17 protein-coding genes and 1 tRNA gene are annotated in these 14,830 nt (G+C 73.6%); 11 read left to right on the top strand and 7 right to left on the bottom strand.

Features of this window, described 5'->3' with window-relative positions:
* Positions 1-138 precede the first annotated feature (138 nt).
* Positions 139-690 (bottom strand): transglycosylase family protein, encoded by a 552-nt coding sequence (locus tag ACFUUZ_RS27840; protein WP_378701275.1) that lies wholly within the window; start codon positions 688-690, stop codon positions 139-141.
* A 428-nt stretch (positions 691-1,118) separates the two neighbouring features.
* Between ACFUUZ_RS27840 and ACFUUZ_RS27845 the strand changes: the two genes are divergently transcribed.
* Positions 1,119-1,192: transfer RNA gene (locus ACFUUZ_RS27845), tRNA-Met, on the top strand.
* Between the two features lie 52 nt (positions 1,193-1,244).
* Here ACFUUZ_RS27845 and ACFUUZ_RS27850 read toward each other — a convergent pair.
* Positions 1,245-1,409 carry a hypothetical protein gene (locus ACFUUZ_RS27850; protein WP_378701277.1) on the bottom strand — a complete coding sequence of 55 codons (165 nt, stop codon included), beginning with the start codon at positions 1,407-1,409 and terminating at the stop codon, positions 1,245-1,247.
* 128 nt (positions 1,410-1,537) lie between these two features.
* Between ACFUUZ_RS27850 and ACFUUZ_RS27855 the strand changes: the two genes are divergently transcribed.
* The 3 genes from ACFUUZ_RS27855 to ACFUUZ_RS27865 all read left to right on the top strand — a co-directional run bounded on the left by ACFUUZ_RS27855 (position 1,538) and on the right by ACFUUZ_RS27865 (position 3,969).
* A complete protein-coding gene (locus ACFUUZ_RS27855; RefSeq protein ID WP_378701279.1) occupies positions 1,538-2,101 on the top strand; it encodes a hypothetical protein in 564 nt (187 codons plus the stop codon).
* Positions 2,102-2,162: 61 nt separating this feature from the next.
* Entirely contained in the window at positions 2,163-3,239 is a 1,077-nt protein-coding gene (locus ACFUUZ_RS27860; protein ID WP_378701281.1) for an alkene reductase, read from the top strand.
* A 76-nt stretch (positions 3,240-3,315) separates the two neighbouring features.
* Positions 3,316-3,969, top strand: coding sequence for a hypothetical protein (locus ACFUUZ_RS27865; protein ID WP_378701282.1), 654 nt, complete (start codon positions 3,316-3,318; stop codon positions 3,967-3,969).
* A 103-nt stretch (positions 3,970-4,072) separates the two neighbouring features.
* Here the strand turns inward: ACFUUZ_RS27865 and ACFUUZ_RS27870 are convergent, their stop codons facing one another.
* Positions 4,073-4,471, bottom strand: coding sequence for a hypothetical protein (locus ACFUUZ_RS27870; protein WP_378701285.1), 399 nt, complete (start codon positions 4,469-4,471; stop codon positions 4,073-4,075).
* A 121-nt stretch (positions 4,472-4,592) separates the two neighbouring features.
* Between ACFUUZ_RS27870 and ACFUUZ_RS27875 the strand changes: the two genes are divergently transcribed.
* Positions 4,593-5,579: a diiron oxygenase gene (locus tag ACFUUZ_RS27875; protein ID WP_378701287.1), complete on the top strand. Its 987-nt coding sequence runs from the start codon at positions 4,593-4,595 to the stop codon at positions 5,577-5,579.
* Between the two features lie 73 nt (positions 5,580-5,652).
* Here ACFUUZ_RS27875 and ACFUUZ_RS27880 read toward each other — a convergent pair whose 3' ends face one another.
* Positions 5,653-6,438: a nuclear transport factor 2 family protein gene (locus ACFUUZ_RS27880; RefSeq protein ID WP_378701289.1), complete on the bottom strand. Its 786-nt coding sequence runs from the start codon at positions 6,436-6,438 to the stop codon at positions 5,653-5,655.
* An 83-nt stretch (positions 6,439-6,521) separates the two neighbouring features.
* Here ACFUUZ_RS27880 and ACFUUZ_RS27885 point away from each other — a divergent pair, with 83 nt between their 5' ends.
* A complete protein-coding gene (locus ACFUUZ_RS27885) occupies positions 6,522-7,877 on the top strand; it encodes a TIGR01777 family oxidoreductase (protein ID WP_378701292.1) in 1,356 nt (451 codons plus the stop codon).
* 124 nt (positions 7,878-8,001) lie between these two features.
* Here the strand turns inward: ACFUUZ_RS27885 and ACFUUZ_RS27890 are convergent, their stop codons facing one another.
* Complete coding sequence (locus ACFUUZ_RS27890) at positions 8,002-8,823, bottom strand: MerR family transcriptional regulator (RefSeq protein ID WP_378701294.1); 822 nt, start codon at positions 8,821-8,823, stop codon at positions 8,002-8,004.
* Positions 8,824-9,033: 210 nt separating this feature from the next.
* Here ACFUUZ_RS27890 and ACFUUZ_RS27895 point away from each other — a divergent pair, with 210 nt between their 5' ends.
* Both ACFUUZ_RS27895 and ACFUUZ_RS27900 read left to right on the top strand, forming a co-directional pair.
* Positions 9,034-9,660, top strand: a complete 627-nt coding sequence (locus ACFUUZ_RS27895; protein ID WP_378701296.1) for a lipocalin family protein — start codon at positions 9,034-9,036, stop codon at positions 9,658-9,660.
* A 7-nt stretch (positions 9,661-9,667) separates the two neighbouring features.
* On the top strand, positions 9,668-10,990 hold the full coding sequence (locus tag ACFUUZ_RS27900; protein WP_378701297.1) for a cryptochrome/photolyase family protein: 1,323 nt from the start codon (positions 9,668-9,670) through the stop codon (positions 10,988-10,990).
* Here the strand turns inward: ACFUUZ_RS27900 and ACFUUZ_RS27905 are convergent, their stop codons facing one another.
* Entirely contained in the window at positions 10,991-11,275 is a 285-nt protein-coding gene (locus tag ACFUUZ_RS27905; RefSeq protein WP_378701299.1) for a hypothetical protein, read from the bottom strand.
* Between the two features lie 214 nt (positions 11,276-11,489).
* On the opposite strand from ACFUUZ_RS27905, the gene ACFUUZ_RS27910 reads away from it, so the two are divergent.
* The 3 genes from ACFUUZ_RS27910 (at position 11,490) to ACFUUZ_RS27920 (ending at position 13,315) form a co-directional block, all read left to right on the top strand.
* Positions 11,490-12,311, top strand: coding sequence for a mycofactocin-coupled SDR family oxidoreductase (locus ACFUUZ_RS27910; protein ID WP_378701301.1), 822 nt, complete (start codon positions 11,490-11,492; stop codon positions 12,309-12,311).
* An 86-nt stretch (positions 12,312-12,397) separates the two neighbouring features.
* Positions 12,398-12,682 carry a hypothetical protein gene (locus ACFUUZ_RS27915; RefSeq protein ID WP_378701303.1) on the top strand — a complete coding sequence of 95 codons (285 nt, stop codon included), beginning with the start codon at positions 12,398-12,400 and terminating at the stop codon, positions 12,680-12,682.
* A gap of 192 nt (positions 12,683-12,874) precedes the next feature.
* Positions 12,875-13,315, top strand: coding sequence for an STAS domain-containing protein (locus ACFUUZ_RS27920; protein WP_378701305.1), 441 nt, complete (start codon positions 12,875-12,877; stop codon positions 13,313-13,315).
* A 114-nt stretch (positions 13,316-13,429) separates the two neighbouring features.
* Here the strand turns inward: ACFUUZ_RS27920 and ACFUUZ_RS27925 are convergent, their stop codons facing one another.
* Complete coding sequence (locus ACFUUZ_RS27925) at positions 13,430-14,785, bottom strand: DoxX family membrane protein (protein WP_378701307.1); 1,356 nt, start codon at positions 14,783-14,785, stop codon at positions 13,430-13,432.
* Between the last annotated feature and the right edge of the window lie 45 nt (positions 14,786-14,830).

Below are 14,830 nucleotides of genomic sequence, written 5' to 3' on the forward strand. Positions count from 1 at the left end.
GGTCATGACCACCACGTTCGCGGCCCCGTCTCGCGGGTCGGCGCTCGAAGCGCATGCGGCGCAGCCGCGAGTCTCGAGCGCCGACCCGCGAGACCCCCGAAGGGGCCGCGAACCCGCCCGGCGAAGCCGGGCAAAATGTCACCGCCCGATGGAATCGATCAGGCCTGCGTTCTGCTCGAGCAGGGCCTGGAAGGGGCCCTCGAGGCCGTACTGCTTCGCCAGCTCGCCGCCGGCGGCCTTGGCCTGGTCGACCAGCGCTGCGGCGCTGTTCGGGACGGGGGCGGGCGCGGCGGGCTCCGGCGCGGGCGCGGGCTCCGGCTCGGCGGCGGGCGCTACATCGCTCGAGCTGCCCTGGGTCAGGTACTTGCCGCAGCTGGGCCAGGCGCCGATGCCCTGGTTGGCGAGCACGTTCTCGGCGACCCGGATCTGCTCGGCCTTGCTGGCGGTGTGCGCGGAGCCCTGGCCGCCGTGCGCCCGCCAGGTGCTCGGCGAGAACTGCAGGCCACCGTAGTAGCCGTTACCGGTGTTGATGCTCCAGTTGCCACCGCTCTCGCACTGGGCGACGCCGTCCCAGTTGTGGGTGGCGGCCGAGGCGGTTCCGGTGGAGAGACCGAACGGGACGGCAACGAGGGCACCGGTGACGGCGACGAAGCCGAGGGCGCGGGTGCTGAACTTCCGGTTTCGAGACATGTGGGGTTCCCTCCCTGCGCCCACCGCCGCGCCCATCGCACGTATCCCTGCCCCCAGGAGGTCGGGGTGACACGGCCGCGGGGCAGGGTTGCCGGCGTTCGGCGATCCGTGTTCTGGCTCGGCGCATGTGCCCCGGGCCGGAACCGACCGTAACGGCAAATCTCGGTCAGATCACGCCTCGGTAACGATGAATAGCGAGAGGTTTCATCCGCAATCGTCTGGCGAACGCGCTGGTGAGTTCGGCGATTCCCGTATTCGAATACAGGCCGTGATTGCTTCGTGATGTGCCGGAGATCACCCCGAAATGGTGACCCGGCTCACGTTTCCGAGTGGTGCGCGGCTGGGAACGCGCGGGACGGGCGGATCGGCGCAGGTAGGGGGGCGATTTGCGTTGGCGGCGCACCCGTGTGTAATGTTGTATTCACCGACGCGGGGTGGAGCAGCTCGGTAGCTCGCTGGGCTCATAACCCAGAGGTCGCAGGTTCAAATCCTGTCCCCGCTACTAGTGGGATCGGCCCCCGGAGAAATTCTCCGGGGGCCGTTTTCGTCGGTGGCTACCGCTCGGGATCGCCCTCCTCGGCGGGCCGCGGCGCCGTCAGCCGCACGACGCCGGAGTCCAGGTCCAGCTCGACCGCGGGCCGATGGGACTGGCCGTCACCGGACTGCCCGGACTCGTCTTCCAGCTTCCGGCCGGGGAACAGCTCGCCTATGACACCCATGCTTCGACCCTAGCTCCGTCGTCGGCCGAACGGCTGACCCCCGAACGACGGATATCGCCCCGCCTGCCGCGGTGGAACTCTGTTCCGAGGACGGAACGAGTGGATTCGCGGAGGGAAAAGAGTTGGGCATGAACGGTATTCGGCGGATGGCGACCGCGGGCGCGCTGGCGGTGCTGGTCACGGCCGGTGGCGCCGCCGGGGTGTCGGCGCAGCCGTCCGGGAGCGCGGGGGTCGACACCGGGAGCGCAGGCGGGGTCATCGACACCGGCAGCGGGATCCTGAACAGCGGCAGCGGCATCCTGGACAGCGGGAGCGCCGTGCTGGACGGTCTCGGGCTCGGGCTGGGGCTCCCGGACACCGGATCGGGGGGCGGCGGCGGTATCCAGACCCAGCAGTGCAACCAGTCGACGCAGGCGGGCGAGGACGGCGTCACCACGACGCGGCACGAGCTCGGCCGCAGCGGTCCTACGTCCTTCGTGCTGGCCTACGAGACGGTGGACGTGCCGGACCTGATCGACGTGTTCTACGAGGGCACGCCGGTGTACAGCACCGGGTGGGTCGGCGACGAAACCAATGAGGGCACCGGCTCGGTCGTGGTCACGCTGCCGCCGGGGGCGGCGACGGCAGTGACGGTGCGGGTGACCGGCGGGGTCGACACGGTCTGGGAGTACGTGGTCAACTGCCCGCGGTGACACATCTCGCAAACCGCCCGGCCCCGGAATCCTCCCGGCGGCCGGGCGGTTGCGTCGGAGCATGGACTTGTTCACCCCCGTCACCCTCGGAGACCTGCAACTCGCCAACCGCCTGGTCATGGCGCCGCTCACCCGCGGCCGCTCCGGGCCCGACGGCATTCCCGGCGAGCTGGTCGCCGAGCACTACGCGCAGCGGGCGGGCACCGGGCTGATCATCACCGAGGGCACCTACACCGCGCGGGACGCGCAGGCCTTCGTCGGGCAGCCGGGCATCGTCACCGACGCCCAGGTGGCGGGGTGGCGCCGGGTCGCCGAGGCGGTGCACGCCCGCGGCGGGCGGATCGTCATGCAGGTCATGCACGCGGGCCGGGTATCGCACCCGGAGATCAACGGCGGCGGGCCGATCACCGCGCCGAGCCCGATCGCCATCGACGGCGTCGCCCGCACGCCGTCCGGCAAGCACCCGTACCCGGTGCCCGCGGAGCTGACCGTCGAGCAGGCGCACGCCGTCCGGGACGACTTCGTCGCCGCCGCCCGCCGCGTCGTCGAGGCCGGGCTGGACGGCATCGAGGTGCACAGCGCCAACGGCTACCTGCTGCACGAGTTCCTCAGCCCGGCCGCGAACCACCGCACCGACGGCTACGGCGGCGCGCCGGAGAACCGGGCGCGCTTCGTCGCCGAGGTGGTCGAGGCGGTGGCGGCGGAGATCGGCGCGGGCCGGGTCGGGCTGCGCATCTCGCCGGAGCACAATATCCAGGACGCCTACGAGACCGACCGCGCCGACGTCCGCGCCACCTACGGTGCGCTGCTGGACCGGGTGCGCCCGCTCGGCCTGGCCTACCTCTCGGTGCTGCACGCCGAGCCCGCGGGCGAGCTGGTGCGCGAGCTGCGCGAGCGGTTCGCCGGGCCGATCATCGGCAACAGCGGCTTCTCCTCGCCGACCACCCGCGCCGAGGCGCTGGCGCTGATCGAGGAGGCGCACGCCGACGCCGTCGCGGTCGGGCGCGCGCTCATCGCCAACCCCGACCTCGCCGACCGCTGGCGCGGCGCGCACCCGGAGAACCCGCTGCGCCCCGCCTTCCTCTACACCGACGGCGCCGAGGGGTACACCGACTACCCCTTCCTCGCCGGAGTCTGACACCCCCGTTGCTACGCTCCCTCGCCGGAGCCGGAAATCGTTCCGGCTCCGGCGATCTGCGTTGTGAGGAGAGCCCGTGTCGGACAGCTTCCTGCTGGCCACCCGCATTCCTATGGCGAGGGCGGACTTCGAGCGCTGGCTCGACACCCCGATCCCGGCGCCTGCGGCGATCGCCGACCCCGACGCCATGTTCGACGGCTGGTACTGGGACGGCCGCCGCGCCGCCGACGCCTGGCAGGCCGCCACCCCCGAGGTCACCGTGCGCGAATTCTTCGCGGGCTGCGTCACCGGCGCCGCCGCGGGCTCGCCGGTGTCCTGCGTACTCACCCACGAGGACGGGGCGCTGCGGATGTACCTCTGCGACCTCATGGGCTACCTCGAGTCCTTCGTGCACACGGCGCTGCTCGCGCTGGCCGCGGCGGGCCTGCTCGCGAGCGACGACGCGCGGCATCCGGTGCTGTTCTGGGCCGAGACCGCGGGCAACCTGCCCGGTCCGGAGTGGCCCGGCTGGCTGGCGGTGCTCACCGTCGGGCGCGATGGCGCGCGCTTCGTCGCCGAGGCCGACCTCGCCGCCGCGATCGCCTGGCTGCGCCCGCTCGAGGAGCGGTTCTTCGCACTGGTCGAGCGGATGGCGGAGAGCGAGGAGTCCTGGGACGGCGCGGGGGAGTACGGCACCGCCGCGCCGCTCGACCCGCGCTTCGTCGACCCCGCGGTGCTTATACCGAGCTGATCCGGGCTGATGCCGCGATCTCGCCGCGGCCGCACCTCGGCCGGTGCCGTGATCTCGCCGGGGCCGCGGCTCGGCCGAGGTCGCGATCTCGTCGGGCCGCGCCTCAGCCGAGGTCGCGGGGGCGCAGCGCGTAGGCGGGGACGAGCTGGTCGCGCACCTGCAGCGGCGGGCGGCCGTCGGCATAGCGGACGGTGTAGGAGACCCGGCCCAGCCAGAAGCCGTCCACCGTCGGCACCCAGTGCGTGAGCGTGCCCGCGCATTCCCCGTTCATCTCCACCCCGGCCCCGTTGACGTGCTTCGGGGTGCCGGGATCGCGGATCAGGATGGCGTCCAGCCGCACCCAGACCGGGCGCGGCGGATAGGTCGCGGTGCGGTAGTAATGCCCCGTCGCGCTGGGGAAACGCAGCTCGGGCTCGGTGCCCTCGGTGCGCGGTATGGGCCGTGCGCGCGGGGTGGTTCGGGCGGGTCCGGCCGCGGGCAGCTCGTCGTCCGTCGAACTCATGTTCGAATCCTAGCCCATCAGCAAACTGCTCGGTATCTCCGTATGGCTGTTTACTGATACCGTGAGTTTCGCTAAATTGGAGGGTGCGGCGGATCACACCCGCGAACGTGAGGAGACACCGATGACGCTGTCCACTTCAGATCGGGCCGAGGCGTACCGCGATATGGTGCGCACCCTCTCCGAGGGCTCGGTGCACCGCAAGTTCGACCCCTACCTGGACATCGACTGGGACTCCCCGGAGCTCGCCATCGACCCGGACGACCCGCGCTGGATCCTCATCCCGGAGCTGGACCCGCTCGGCGCCACCGCGTGGTATCAGAACCTGCCGCGGGAGCGGCAGATCGAGATCGGCAAGTGGCGCATGGCCAATGCCATCAAGGTCGGCGCCGCCTTCGAGAGCGTCCTGATCCGCGGGATGATGCAGTACGCCATGAAGCTGCCGAACGGCGCTCCGGAGTTCCGGTACTGCATGCACGAGATGACCGAGGAGTGCAACCACATCCAGATGTTCCAGGAGCTGGTGAACCGCATCGGGGTGGACGTGCCGGGCATGCGGCCGCTGTTCCGGCGGCTCTCCCCGCTGATCGGCGTCGCGGGCGGGTACGCGCACGTCGTGCTCTTCATGGGCATCCTCGGCGGCGAGGAGCCGATCGACCACTACCAGAAGGCGCTGATCCGGCGCGGCGCCGAGCTGCCGCCCGCGGTGCTGCGCACCATGGAGATCCACATCGCCGAGGAGGCGCGGCACATCTCCTTCGCCAACGAGTTCCTCAAGGCGAAGGTGCCGAAGCTAGGGCCGGTCACGACCGCCGTCTGCGGGGTCGCCTTCCCGATCGCCATGCGCTGGCTGGCCGGGGAGATCATGGTGCCGCCGCGCTCCTTCGCCCGCGAGTTCGACATCCCGGACGAGGTGCTCCGCGAGGCGTTCTGGCGCTCGCCGGATGCCAAGCGGATCCTGGCCGGGTACTTCACCGACGTCCGCGCGCTCGCCGATGACCTCGGGCTCATGACCCCGGTGACCCGGCGGCTCTGGCGCGCGCTCGGCATCGACGGGCCGCGGGCGCGGTACCGCTCGGAGCCGGTCCGGTCCCGGCACGCCGTCGCCTGAGCCGTGCGGGTCTTCGTGAGGATCCGGGTGCGCCCGGGCCGGGCGCCGCGGCTCTCGCGCTCGACCCGGAGACCTACTCGGCGATGAGCCGGAGCGTGGCGAGCCTGCGCCCGGGGAACTCCGCGATAGCGACGGCGGGGCGGTCGCCGAGCCGGACCGAGGCGGTGACGGTCCGGCCCGCGGCGAGCACCTTGTCCCCGATCGTCGCCCCGCGCAGGTAGGCGGCGAATTCGGTGGGCCGCACCCGGCCGGTGGGCAGCTCCGTCGCCACGCCGGCCAGCGCGGCGGCATCCCCGTCGGCGGCGGCGCGCAGCGCCCGCTCCGCGCTGCGCCGCCCGCGCGACCCGACCCCGCGCACCGCGCCGAGCATGCCGAGCGCACCACCGGGGCCGAGGTGGGTGAGCAGCTGCCCGCCGAGCAGCGTCCCGGCGCCCAACCCGCGCGGCCCGGTGCCGAGCAGCCGCAGCACCATCGGCGTGAACTCCCAGTGCGCGGCGAGCTGCGCGATGCGCCAGGCATCCTCGTGCCACACCAGGTCGTAGCGCAGGTGCATCGGCACCAGGACGGTGGCGCCGGTGGACATGCGGATGGTGATGGCCAGGTCGCGCAGCACGGTCCGGCCCGCGACGATATCGGCCTCCGGTTCGAAGGTGATGGTGTTCGGCGCGATGAAGGTGTCGTGGAAGCGGCCGATCGCGTCGAGCCCGACATGCGGGCGCGAGCCGACCGGGTCCGCCACCACCGCCTCCGGGGTGAAGAGGGCGAGCCACCCGGCCCGGTCCTTCGCCGCCACCGCGGCGGGGGAGGCCAGCACGGCGGTGAGCAGGTCGTCGCGGGCGGGGGCGGGTTCCGGTGCCATCCGGCAATTCTAGAACGTGTTGCATTTATTGCAGAACGATGCGCGAACGTTTCGCGGGGCCGTCCGGCGGCTACTGTCGGAACATGGGAATCGAGTCGAGCGCCGTCGTCCCGGCGCCGCGTTCCGAGGTCTTCGCGTGGTACGGCAGGCCGGGGGCGTTCGCCCGGCTCACCCCGCCCTGGCAGCCGGTGACGCTGGCTGCCGAGGCCGATTCGCTGCGCGACGGCACGGCGGTGCTGCGGCTGCCCGGCGGGCTGCGCTGGGTGGCGCGGCACCGGGCGGCGGAGTACGACCCGCCGAACCGCTTCGTCGACGAGATCGCGGTGGACGGCATCGCCTCCGCCCCGGCCGGCACCGTGCTGCGCTGGCGGCACGTGCACGACTTCGAGGAGGTCGACGCCGGGCACACCCGGGTGATCGACCGGGTCGAGAGCACCGTGCCCGAGCTCGCCCTGCGCGCCATGTTCGACTACCGGTACCGCCAGCTCGCCGGTGACCTGGCCGCGCACGCCGCCGCGGCCGAACACGGCTACCGGCCCGGCACCGTCGCGGTGACCGGCGCCTCCGGGCTGGTCGGCTCGGCGGTCGCGGCCTTCCTGAGCACCGGGGGGCACCGGGTGCTCCGCCTGGTCAGGCATGCCCCGCGCACCGCGGACGAGCGGCGCTGGCAGCCGGACGACCCCGCGCCCGACCTGCTCGACGGCGTCGACGCGGTGGTGCACCTGGCGGGCGCCTCGATCGCGGGACGCTTCACCGACGCGCACCGGAAGGCGGTAGCGGAGAGCCGGATCGGGCCGACCCGGAGGCTGGCCGAGGTCGCCGTGCGGGCGGGGGTGCGCGGCTTCGTGAGCGCGTCGGCCATCGGCTTCTACGGCTACGACCGCGGCGACGAGACGCTCACCGAGGACGCGGGCCGCGGCGACGGGTTCCTCGCCGACGTGGTGGCGGACTGGGAGGCCGACCTGCGGCCCGCGACCGAGGCGGGGGTGCGCACCGTCGCGGTGCGCACCGGGATCGTGCAGTCGCCCGCGGGCGGGACGCTGCGGCTGCTGCGGCCGCTCTTCAGCGCCGGGCTCGGCGGGCGGATCGGCGACGGCAGGCAGTGGTTCTCCTGGATCGGGATCGACGACCTGGTCGACGTCTACCATCGCGCGCTCTGGGACGAGAGCCTGAGCGGCCCGGTCAACGCCGTCGCGCCGGAGCCGGTGCGCAATGCCGAGTACACGAAGGTGCTGGCGGGGGTGCTGCACCGCCCGGCGCTGCTCCCGGTGCCGAAGTTCGGGCCCGCGCTGCTGCTCGGCGAGCAGGGGGCGCGCGAGGTGGCGGCGGCGAGTCAGCGGGTCGAGCCTGCCCGGCTGCGCGCCGCCGGGCACCGCTTCCGCAACCCCGACCTGGACTCCGCCCTGCGCCACGTCCTCGGCCGCACCGCCCGCGGCTGAACCGCAGCGGCGCTGCACGCGCTGGTCGTGCGCGCCGCCTCGCGGTGCGGCCGCTTCTCGGCCCCGATCCGGGGCCACTCCGCACCGCAGCGCCGCTCGTCCGGGGACGGCTGGGCACCGCCGATCAGCGCAGCTTCTCGACCGCGTCCGCGAGGCTGCCGACCCGGCGGGCGCCGTCCGGCAGGATGACCGACTCCCAGCCGGGCCCGCCCGCCAGTACCCGCGCACCCGCATCGATGCAGGCCAGCACGGCCGAGGTGAGCGCGGTCTGCTCCTGCTGCGACCAGAGCAGCACCGCCTTCGCCGCGGTGGCGCGGCCGAGCGTGTCGGCCAGCGCGGAGCTCGGCACGTCGCCGCCGAGCATGTGCGCCCCGATCCCGTGCTCGGCGAGCGCGGCGCGCAGCACCTCGAGCGGCAGCGTGTGCGTCTCCCCGCCGGTGCAGGCGAGCACCACCGTGATCGGCCCGCCCGCCGGCGGCGGGCAGCTGCGGTGCAGCACCGAGGTGATGCTCCAGGAGAGCATGTGCTCGACGTCGATGCAGCGCTCGCCGCCGAGCTGGCGGGCGACGATGTCGGCGAAGGTGGGGCGGCACACCAGGTCCCAGGTGTCCACCACGCCGAAGGCGCGCACGTGCGCCTCCACGATCGCCCCGACCGTGGCGGTGTCCAGCGCGAAGGCGGCCGCGAGCAGCCCGGTGCGGTCACCGCGCAGCGGGGCGTGGCCGCGCACCGCGGCGGCGGCGCCCGCGGGGCTGGCGCCCTCCCTGATCAGGGTGAGCATCCGACCGAGCTGGGCGATGTCGGCCTCGGAGTAGAGCCGGTGCTTGCCCGGCCGCTCCTGCGCGGGGCCGATGTCGTAGCGGCGGGTCCAGCTGCGCAGCGTGGCGGTGGGGATGCCGAGGCGGTCGGCCACCGCGCGGACGGTGTAGCCGGCCGTATCGGTCACTGGGGTGGAACCGGCGGGCATGACCTCATTCTGCCCGCTGTAGGCGATCCCCGTCATCGGTCCTCCTCACGGTGGGGCTGGGTAGCGCGCGGCGTCCGGGGTATCCGGCGGACGTGCTGCCCGAACCGGGGCGCGCCCGCCCACGGAATGAATCGATTATGCATCGTTTCCGTTACGATGGGCAGTGACGTTCGAGAACGAGGAGTTCCGGTGAACCCATTCCGCACGCAACGACCGACGACCCGGCGCCGGGCGCGGGTGGTCGCGCTCGCCGCGGCCGCCGCCGCCGCGCTCGCCCCTGCGCTCACCGCGGGCCCCGCCGCCGCGGCGGGCCCGGCCCCGGTCCCCGCGCTGGACGTGAACAGCTACCTCGGCACCTGGAACCAGCTGGCCGCGGTGCCCGCGCCGTTCAACCTGGAGTGCGCCCGCGACACCAAGGCCACCTACACCCTCGACCCGCAAGGCAATGTCGGTGTCTTCAACCGCTGCACCACCTGGGACGGCGGCAGCAACGAGATCCGCGGCACCGCGCGCGTCGTCGACCAGGTGAGCAAGGCGCAGCTGCGGGTGGAGTTCCCGAACGTCCCGTTCCAGGAGGACCCGGCGGGCGCCCCGAACTACATCGTGACCGCGCTCGGCCCTGACTACTCGTGGGCCGTCGTCACCGACCCCTCGCGGCTCTCCGGCTTCGTGCTGTCCCGGACCCCCGCGCTGGACGACGCCACCTGGGACCAGGTGCGCGGCGCCATCGAGGCGGCGGGCCAGAGCCCGTGTATCTACCTGACCTCGCCCACCACCGGCGGCATCGAGACCGTCGCCCCGCTGTGCACCCGGTGACCCGGCGGTGACGGCGCGCACCGCACTCGCCCTGTTCACCCGGGACCTCCGGGTGCACGACAACCCGGTGCTGACCGCGGCCCACCGCGGGTGCGGTGCCGTCGTCCCGGTCTTCGTGCTGGACGACGCCATTCTCGGCGGCGGGTACGCCGCCCCCAACCGGGTCCGGTTCCTGCTCGCCGCCCTGGACGAGCTCGACGCCGAGCTGCGCACTATCGGCGGCAGGCTGATCCTGCGCCGCGGCCGGGTCGTCGACGAGGTGGTCCGGCTGGCCGCCGAGGTGGACGCCGCCGAGGTGCACGTCGCCGCCGACGCCAGCGGCTACAGCTCGCGCAGGGAGCGCGCGCTGCGCGCAGGCCTCGCCGCCGACGGTCGCGCGCTCGTCGTGCACGCCGCCGTGGTCACCGCGGCCGACCCCGAGGTGCTCACCCCCTCCACCGGCCGCGACCACTTCGCCGTCTTCTCGCCGTACTTCCGCCGCTGGACCCAGACCCACCAGCGCCGCCCGCTCGGCAAGCCGCGCGCGCTCACCGTGCCCGAGGTGCGCGGCGAGCCGCTGCCGGACGCCGCAGCGCTGAGCCGGGGCGAGCCGTCGCCGCGGCTCGCGGTCGGCGGCGAGACCTCCGGGCGCAAGATCGTCCGGGACTGGCTGGCCGGGCCGGTCGGGCAGTACGCCGCGAACCACGACGACCTGGCGGGCGACGCCACCTCCAAGATCTCGCCGTACCTGCACTTCGGCTGCCTCTCGCCGACGGAGCTGGTGCACCGGGTGGACATGGACACCGAGGGCGGCCACGCCTTCGTCCGGCAGCTGGCCTGGCGGGACTTCTACGCGCAGCTGCTCGGCGGCCGCCCGGACGCCGCCGCGAAGGACTACCGCCCCGGCCCGGTCGAGTGGCGCGACGACCCCGAGTCCGCGGCGGCCTGGAAGGAAGCGCGCACCGGCTACCCGCTGGTGGACGCGGCCATGCGGCAGCTGCACGAGGAGGGCTGGATGCACAACCGCGGCAGGCTGATCACCGCCAGCTTCCTCAGCAAGTCGCTGCGGATCGACTGGCGGGTCGGCGCGGCGCACTTCCTGCACTGGCTGGTCGACGGCGATATCGCCAACAACCAGCTGAACTGGCAGTGGGTCGCGGGCACCGGCACCGACACCAGGCCGAACCGGGTGCTCAACCCGCTGCGCCAGGCCGAGCGCTACGACCCGGACGGCGCCTACGTGCGCCGCTACATTCCGGAGTTGGCGCACCTGCCCGGCGCCGAGATCCACCGGCCGTGGCGCGCCCTCGCCGACTACCCGGCGCCGATCATCGACGTCAACGGGATGTAGTCAGCGCACCGAATCGTTGGTCGCCGGGTCGGCGAGCGCGCCCTCGGCGGCGCGCAGCCGGTCGGTGATGGCGGCGAGCAGGTCGATGGAGTCCGGCGAGAGCCCGGCGGCGTTGCGCATCAGCCTGCGCAGCCCGGGCAGCGCGAAGCGGGCCGCGGTGGCGTCGTCGCCCGCCGGGGGCGCCTGCTCCGGTAGCGGTTCCGGCTCGTCCGGTTCGACGACGGTCGCGACGCCACCGCCGAGCAGGTCGTCGACGGTCCGGTGTTCGTCCTGGTCGAGTTTCACGGCGCAGTGCTCTCAATCTGTGGATTCGTACGTCCACCCACGAACGGGCGGAAGGTGTCGCCGCCGGAACGGCCACGTCCTCGAGACGGGTGCGCGGATTGTGACGCATGGTACGACGCGCCGCTCCCGTCCGCGCAGCGGGTCGCCGTGCGCGTCGGTCCGCGCGCGTAGGGTCGCCGGTGATCGGGACCACATTCTCTGGCGAGGAGCGGGCATGGGACAGCTGGACGGCCGGGTCGCGGTGATCACCGGCGGAGCGCGCGGGCAGGGCCGCTCGCACGCGGTCATGCTCGCCGGGGAGGGCGCCGACATCGTGCTGGCCGACCTCGCGGCCCCGCTGCCGGGGCTGCAGTACCCGCTCGCCACCCCCGGTGACCTCGCCGAGACCGCGGAGCTGGTGCGCGCGGCGGGCGGGCGCTGCCACACCGTGCGCGCCGACGTGCGCAGCCGCGACGACATGGAGCGGGTGGCCGCCGAGACGCTGCGCGAGTTCGGCCGGATCGACATCCTGCTGGCCAACGCGGGCATCGCGGCGCACGGCACCATCGCCGACACCGACGAGCGCACCTGGCGCGACACCGTCGACATCGACCTCTCCGGCGTCTTCCACAGCATCAAGGCGGTGCTGCCGACCATGCTGGAGCGGCGCTGGGGCCGGATCGTCGCCACCTCGTCGATCGTCGGCCGGATGGGCGCCACCGGCTCCGGCGCCTACGCCGCCGCCAAGTGGGGCGTGATCGGGCTGATCAAGTCGCTTGCGCTGGAGGTGGGGGCCGCGGGTATCACCGCGAACGCGGTGCTGCCCTCCGGCGTTCGCACCGACATGGTGATGAACCCCGCCACCTACCGGGTGCTCCTGCCCGACCTGGAGAACCCCACCCGCGAGGACGCCGAGGCCATGTTCGCCCAGAGCGGCGGGCTGATCGAGCCCGAGGAGGTCTCCCGGCTGGTGCTGCTGCTGGTCGGCCCGCACGGCGCCCGCTTCAACGGCGAGGCGCTGAGCATCTCGGACGGCATGTCCGGCGGCACCGTCTGACCGGGTGACCCACCCCACCTGCGGTAACACCGCTCGGCGCGGGCTCGATGAACGGGGTGGACGGCGCGACGGAGAAAGGTGGAACGGTGGACAACACCACGGCGGCACAGCATTTCGATGCCTTGGCGCCCGGTCTCGCCGAGCTGCCGCGCTGCACCCTTCGGATCGACGGCGCGGCCTGCTCGACCAGGGCCGATCGCTGGGCGCGCGGCCGCGGCTGCTGCCGGGCGAGCGGAATCGACCTGCTCTGCGAGAACTGCGTGCTGCGGCTGGAGTGGTGGTTCGCGCTCGGGGTGCGCTTCGAGTGCAGCGGCTGCGGCGCCGTCTCCGACTCGCTGGCGGCGCTGTTCCCGGAGACGGACACCGTGTAGCGCCGGTATGTCCGGTATCGTTCGCTCGGATCATGCTGGGGGACAACCTCTGTCGGGCTCTCGGCCGCGCCGCGGGAGGGACACGCGGACGAAATCGGCGGGGAGCCCTATGCTCTCGGTATCGCTGTAAGCCGGGAGAGGCATGGGCGGCCGGTCCCGGCCCGGTTCCGTGCCGCCCGGTCGAGGAGTTCGATGGCCGCTCATCCGGCAGGGCCAGGTGCCGATCGCCCGTTCCGCTCGGAGCCCGATCTCGTCGCGCCGGGAACCGATGCGGCCGTGTGCTTCTCGGAGGCCAGGCTGCGGCGCGACATCACCCTGCTCACCGTCGGCGGGGAGATCGACCTCTCCACCGCGCCGGTGCTCGCCGAGCGGCTCTGCTCGGCCGCGGACGGGGCGGGAACGCTGGTCGTCGACCTGACGCCGGTGACGTTCCTCGCCGCCGCCGGGCTGCGGGTGCTGCTCGACGCGCAGTACGCGGCGGACCGCTCGCAGCTGCGGCTGGTCTGGATCACCGGGGCCCGCCCGGTGGACCGGGCGGTCGAGATCGGCGGGGCCGGGGAGGGGCTGCGCCGGGTCTCCTCGCTGGCGACCATCCTCGGCCGTCGGGAACGGCACATGCCCGCGACCGGCTGACGGCGACCGCCGGAGCGCACGCTCCGGCGGTCTGCTCGCGTACCGGAGGCGGGCACCGCGGGGCAATCGCCTCCGACCGCGGGTTCGGCGAAACCCGCGGTCGGAGAACTCCACTCAGCGCAGCCGGGCCTCGGCTCGGTCGCGCGCGACCTCGGCGCGGGCCCTGGCCAGCTCGGCCAGGTGCACGCTGCGATCCCGGGCCAGCTCGGCCCGCGACCGCGCGGCGTCGCCCAGCTCGGGGGCCCGCTCGCGGGCGATCTCGGCCAGCCTGGCGCTGCGCTCGCGCGCGGTGAGCGCCTGCTCGCGGGCCGCGTCGGCCAGCTCCGGCGCCCGCTTGCGCGCCTTCTTCGCCGCCCTGCGGCTCTGCTTGCGCGCGGTCTCGGCCAGCTCGGGGCCGCGCTTGCGCGCGGTGTCCGCCCAGTCGCCGCCGCGATCCCTGGCCAGCTCGGCCCAGTCGATCCCGCGGTCCTTCGCGGTGTCGGCCAGATCGGAACCGCGGTCCTTCGCCAGCGCGGCCCAGGTCGCGCCGCGGTCCTTGGCGGTGTCGGCGAGGTCCGAGCCGCGATCCTTCGCGAGGTCCGCGAACTTCGCGCCGCGATCCTTCGCCGTGTCGGCGAGGTCGGCGCCGCGGTCCTTCGCCACGTCGGCGAGCTTCGCGCCGCGATCCTTCGCGATCTCGGCCAGCTCGGCCCCGCGCTCGCGCGCCGCCTCGGCCAGCACCGGCGCCCGCTTGCGCGCCTTCTTCGCCGCCCTGCGGCTCTGCTTGCGCGCGGTCTCGGCCCAGTCACCGCCGCGGTCCTTCGCGATCTCGGCGAGATCCGAGCCGCGGTCCTTGGCGACCTCGGCCAGATCGGAGCTCCGGTCCTTGGCGACCTCGGCCAGCACCGCGCCCTTCGCGCCCGCGGTGCCCGCGACGCTGCGCGCCGCCTCGGCGACCTCGTGCGCGTGCTTGCGCAGCGCGTCCCCGGTGCCGCCCGAGCTCGCCCCGATCGGCAGCGCCGCCGAGACGGTGGCCGCGGCGTTCTTCGCCGCCCGCCTGCCGCGCCAACCCAGCGAGGGCCTGCCCTCGGTGTCGGCGCTGGCGATCATCAGCCCGCCGAGCAGCGCCACGTCCTTGAGGAACGCGGCCCGCTTCGCGGACTTGCGATCGGGATCCTCCTCGGCCCAGAAATCCTGTTCGGTGATCGTGGCAGGCACGACCGTCGCCGCCAGCACCAGCGCCGCGAGCCGCGGCGTCTTGCCGAGCGCGAGCAGCGTGCCCGCCCCGACCTGGGCGGCGGCATTGACCTTGACCAGCGTCGCGGTATCGGACGGCAACTTGGTGGCGACATCCTCCGGCAGCGTCCGCTGACCCTTCTGCACGAGGTCGGTCGCTGCTTTCACCCGCGGCTCCGGATTGCGCAGGGTATCGATCCCGTCCACGACGAACGCACTGGCCAGCAAGGGTCGCGCGAGTCGGCGCAACAACATGACAGAACCCCTTCCTCGATGGATACGGACCGGGTTCCCGCCCCC

Source organism: Nocardia sp. NPDC057353 (genome assembly GCF_042667085.1).
Lineage (GTDB): Bacteria > Actinomycetota > Actinomycetes > Mycobacteriales > Mycobacteriaceae > Nocardia.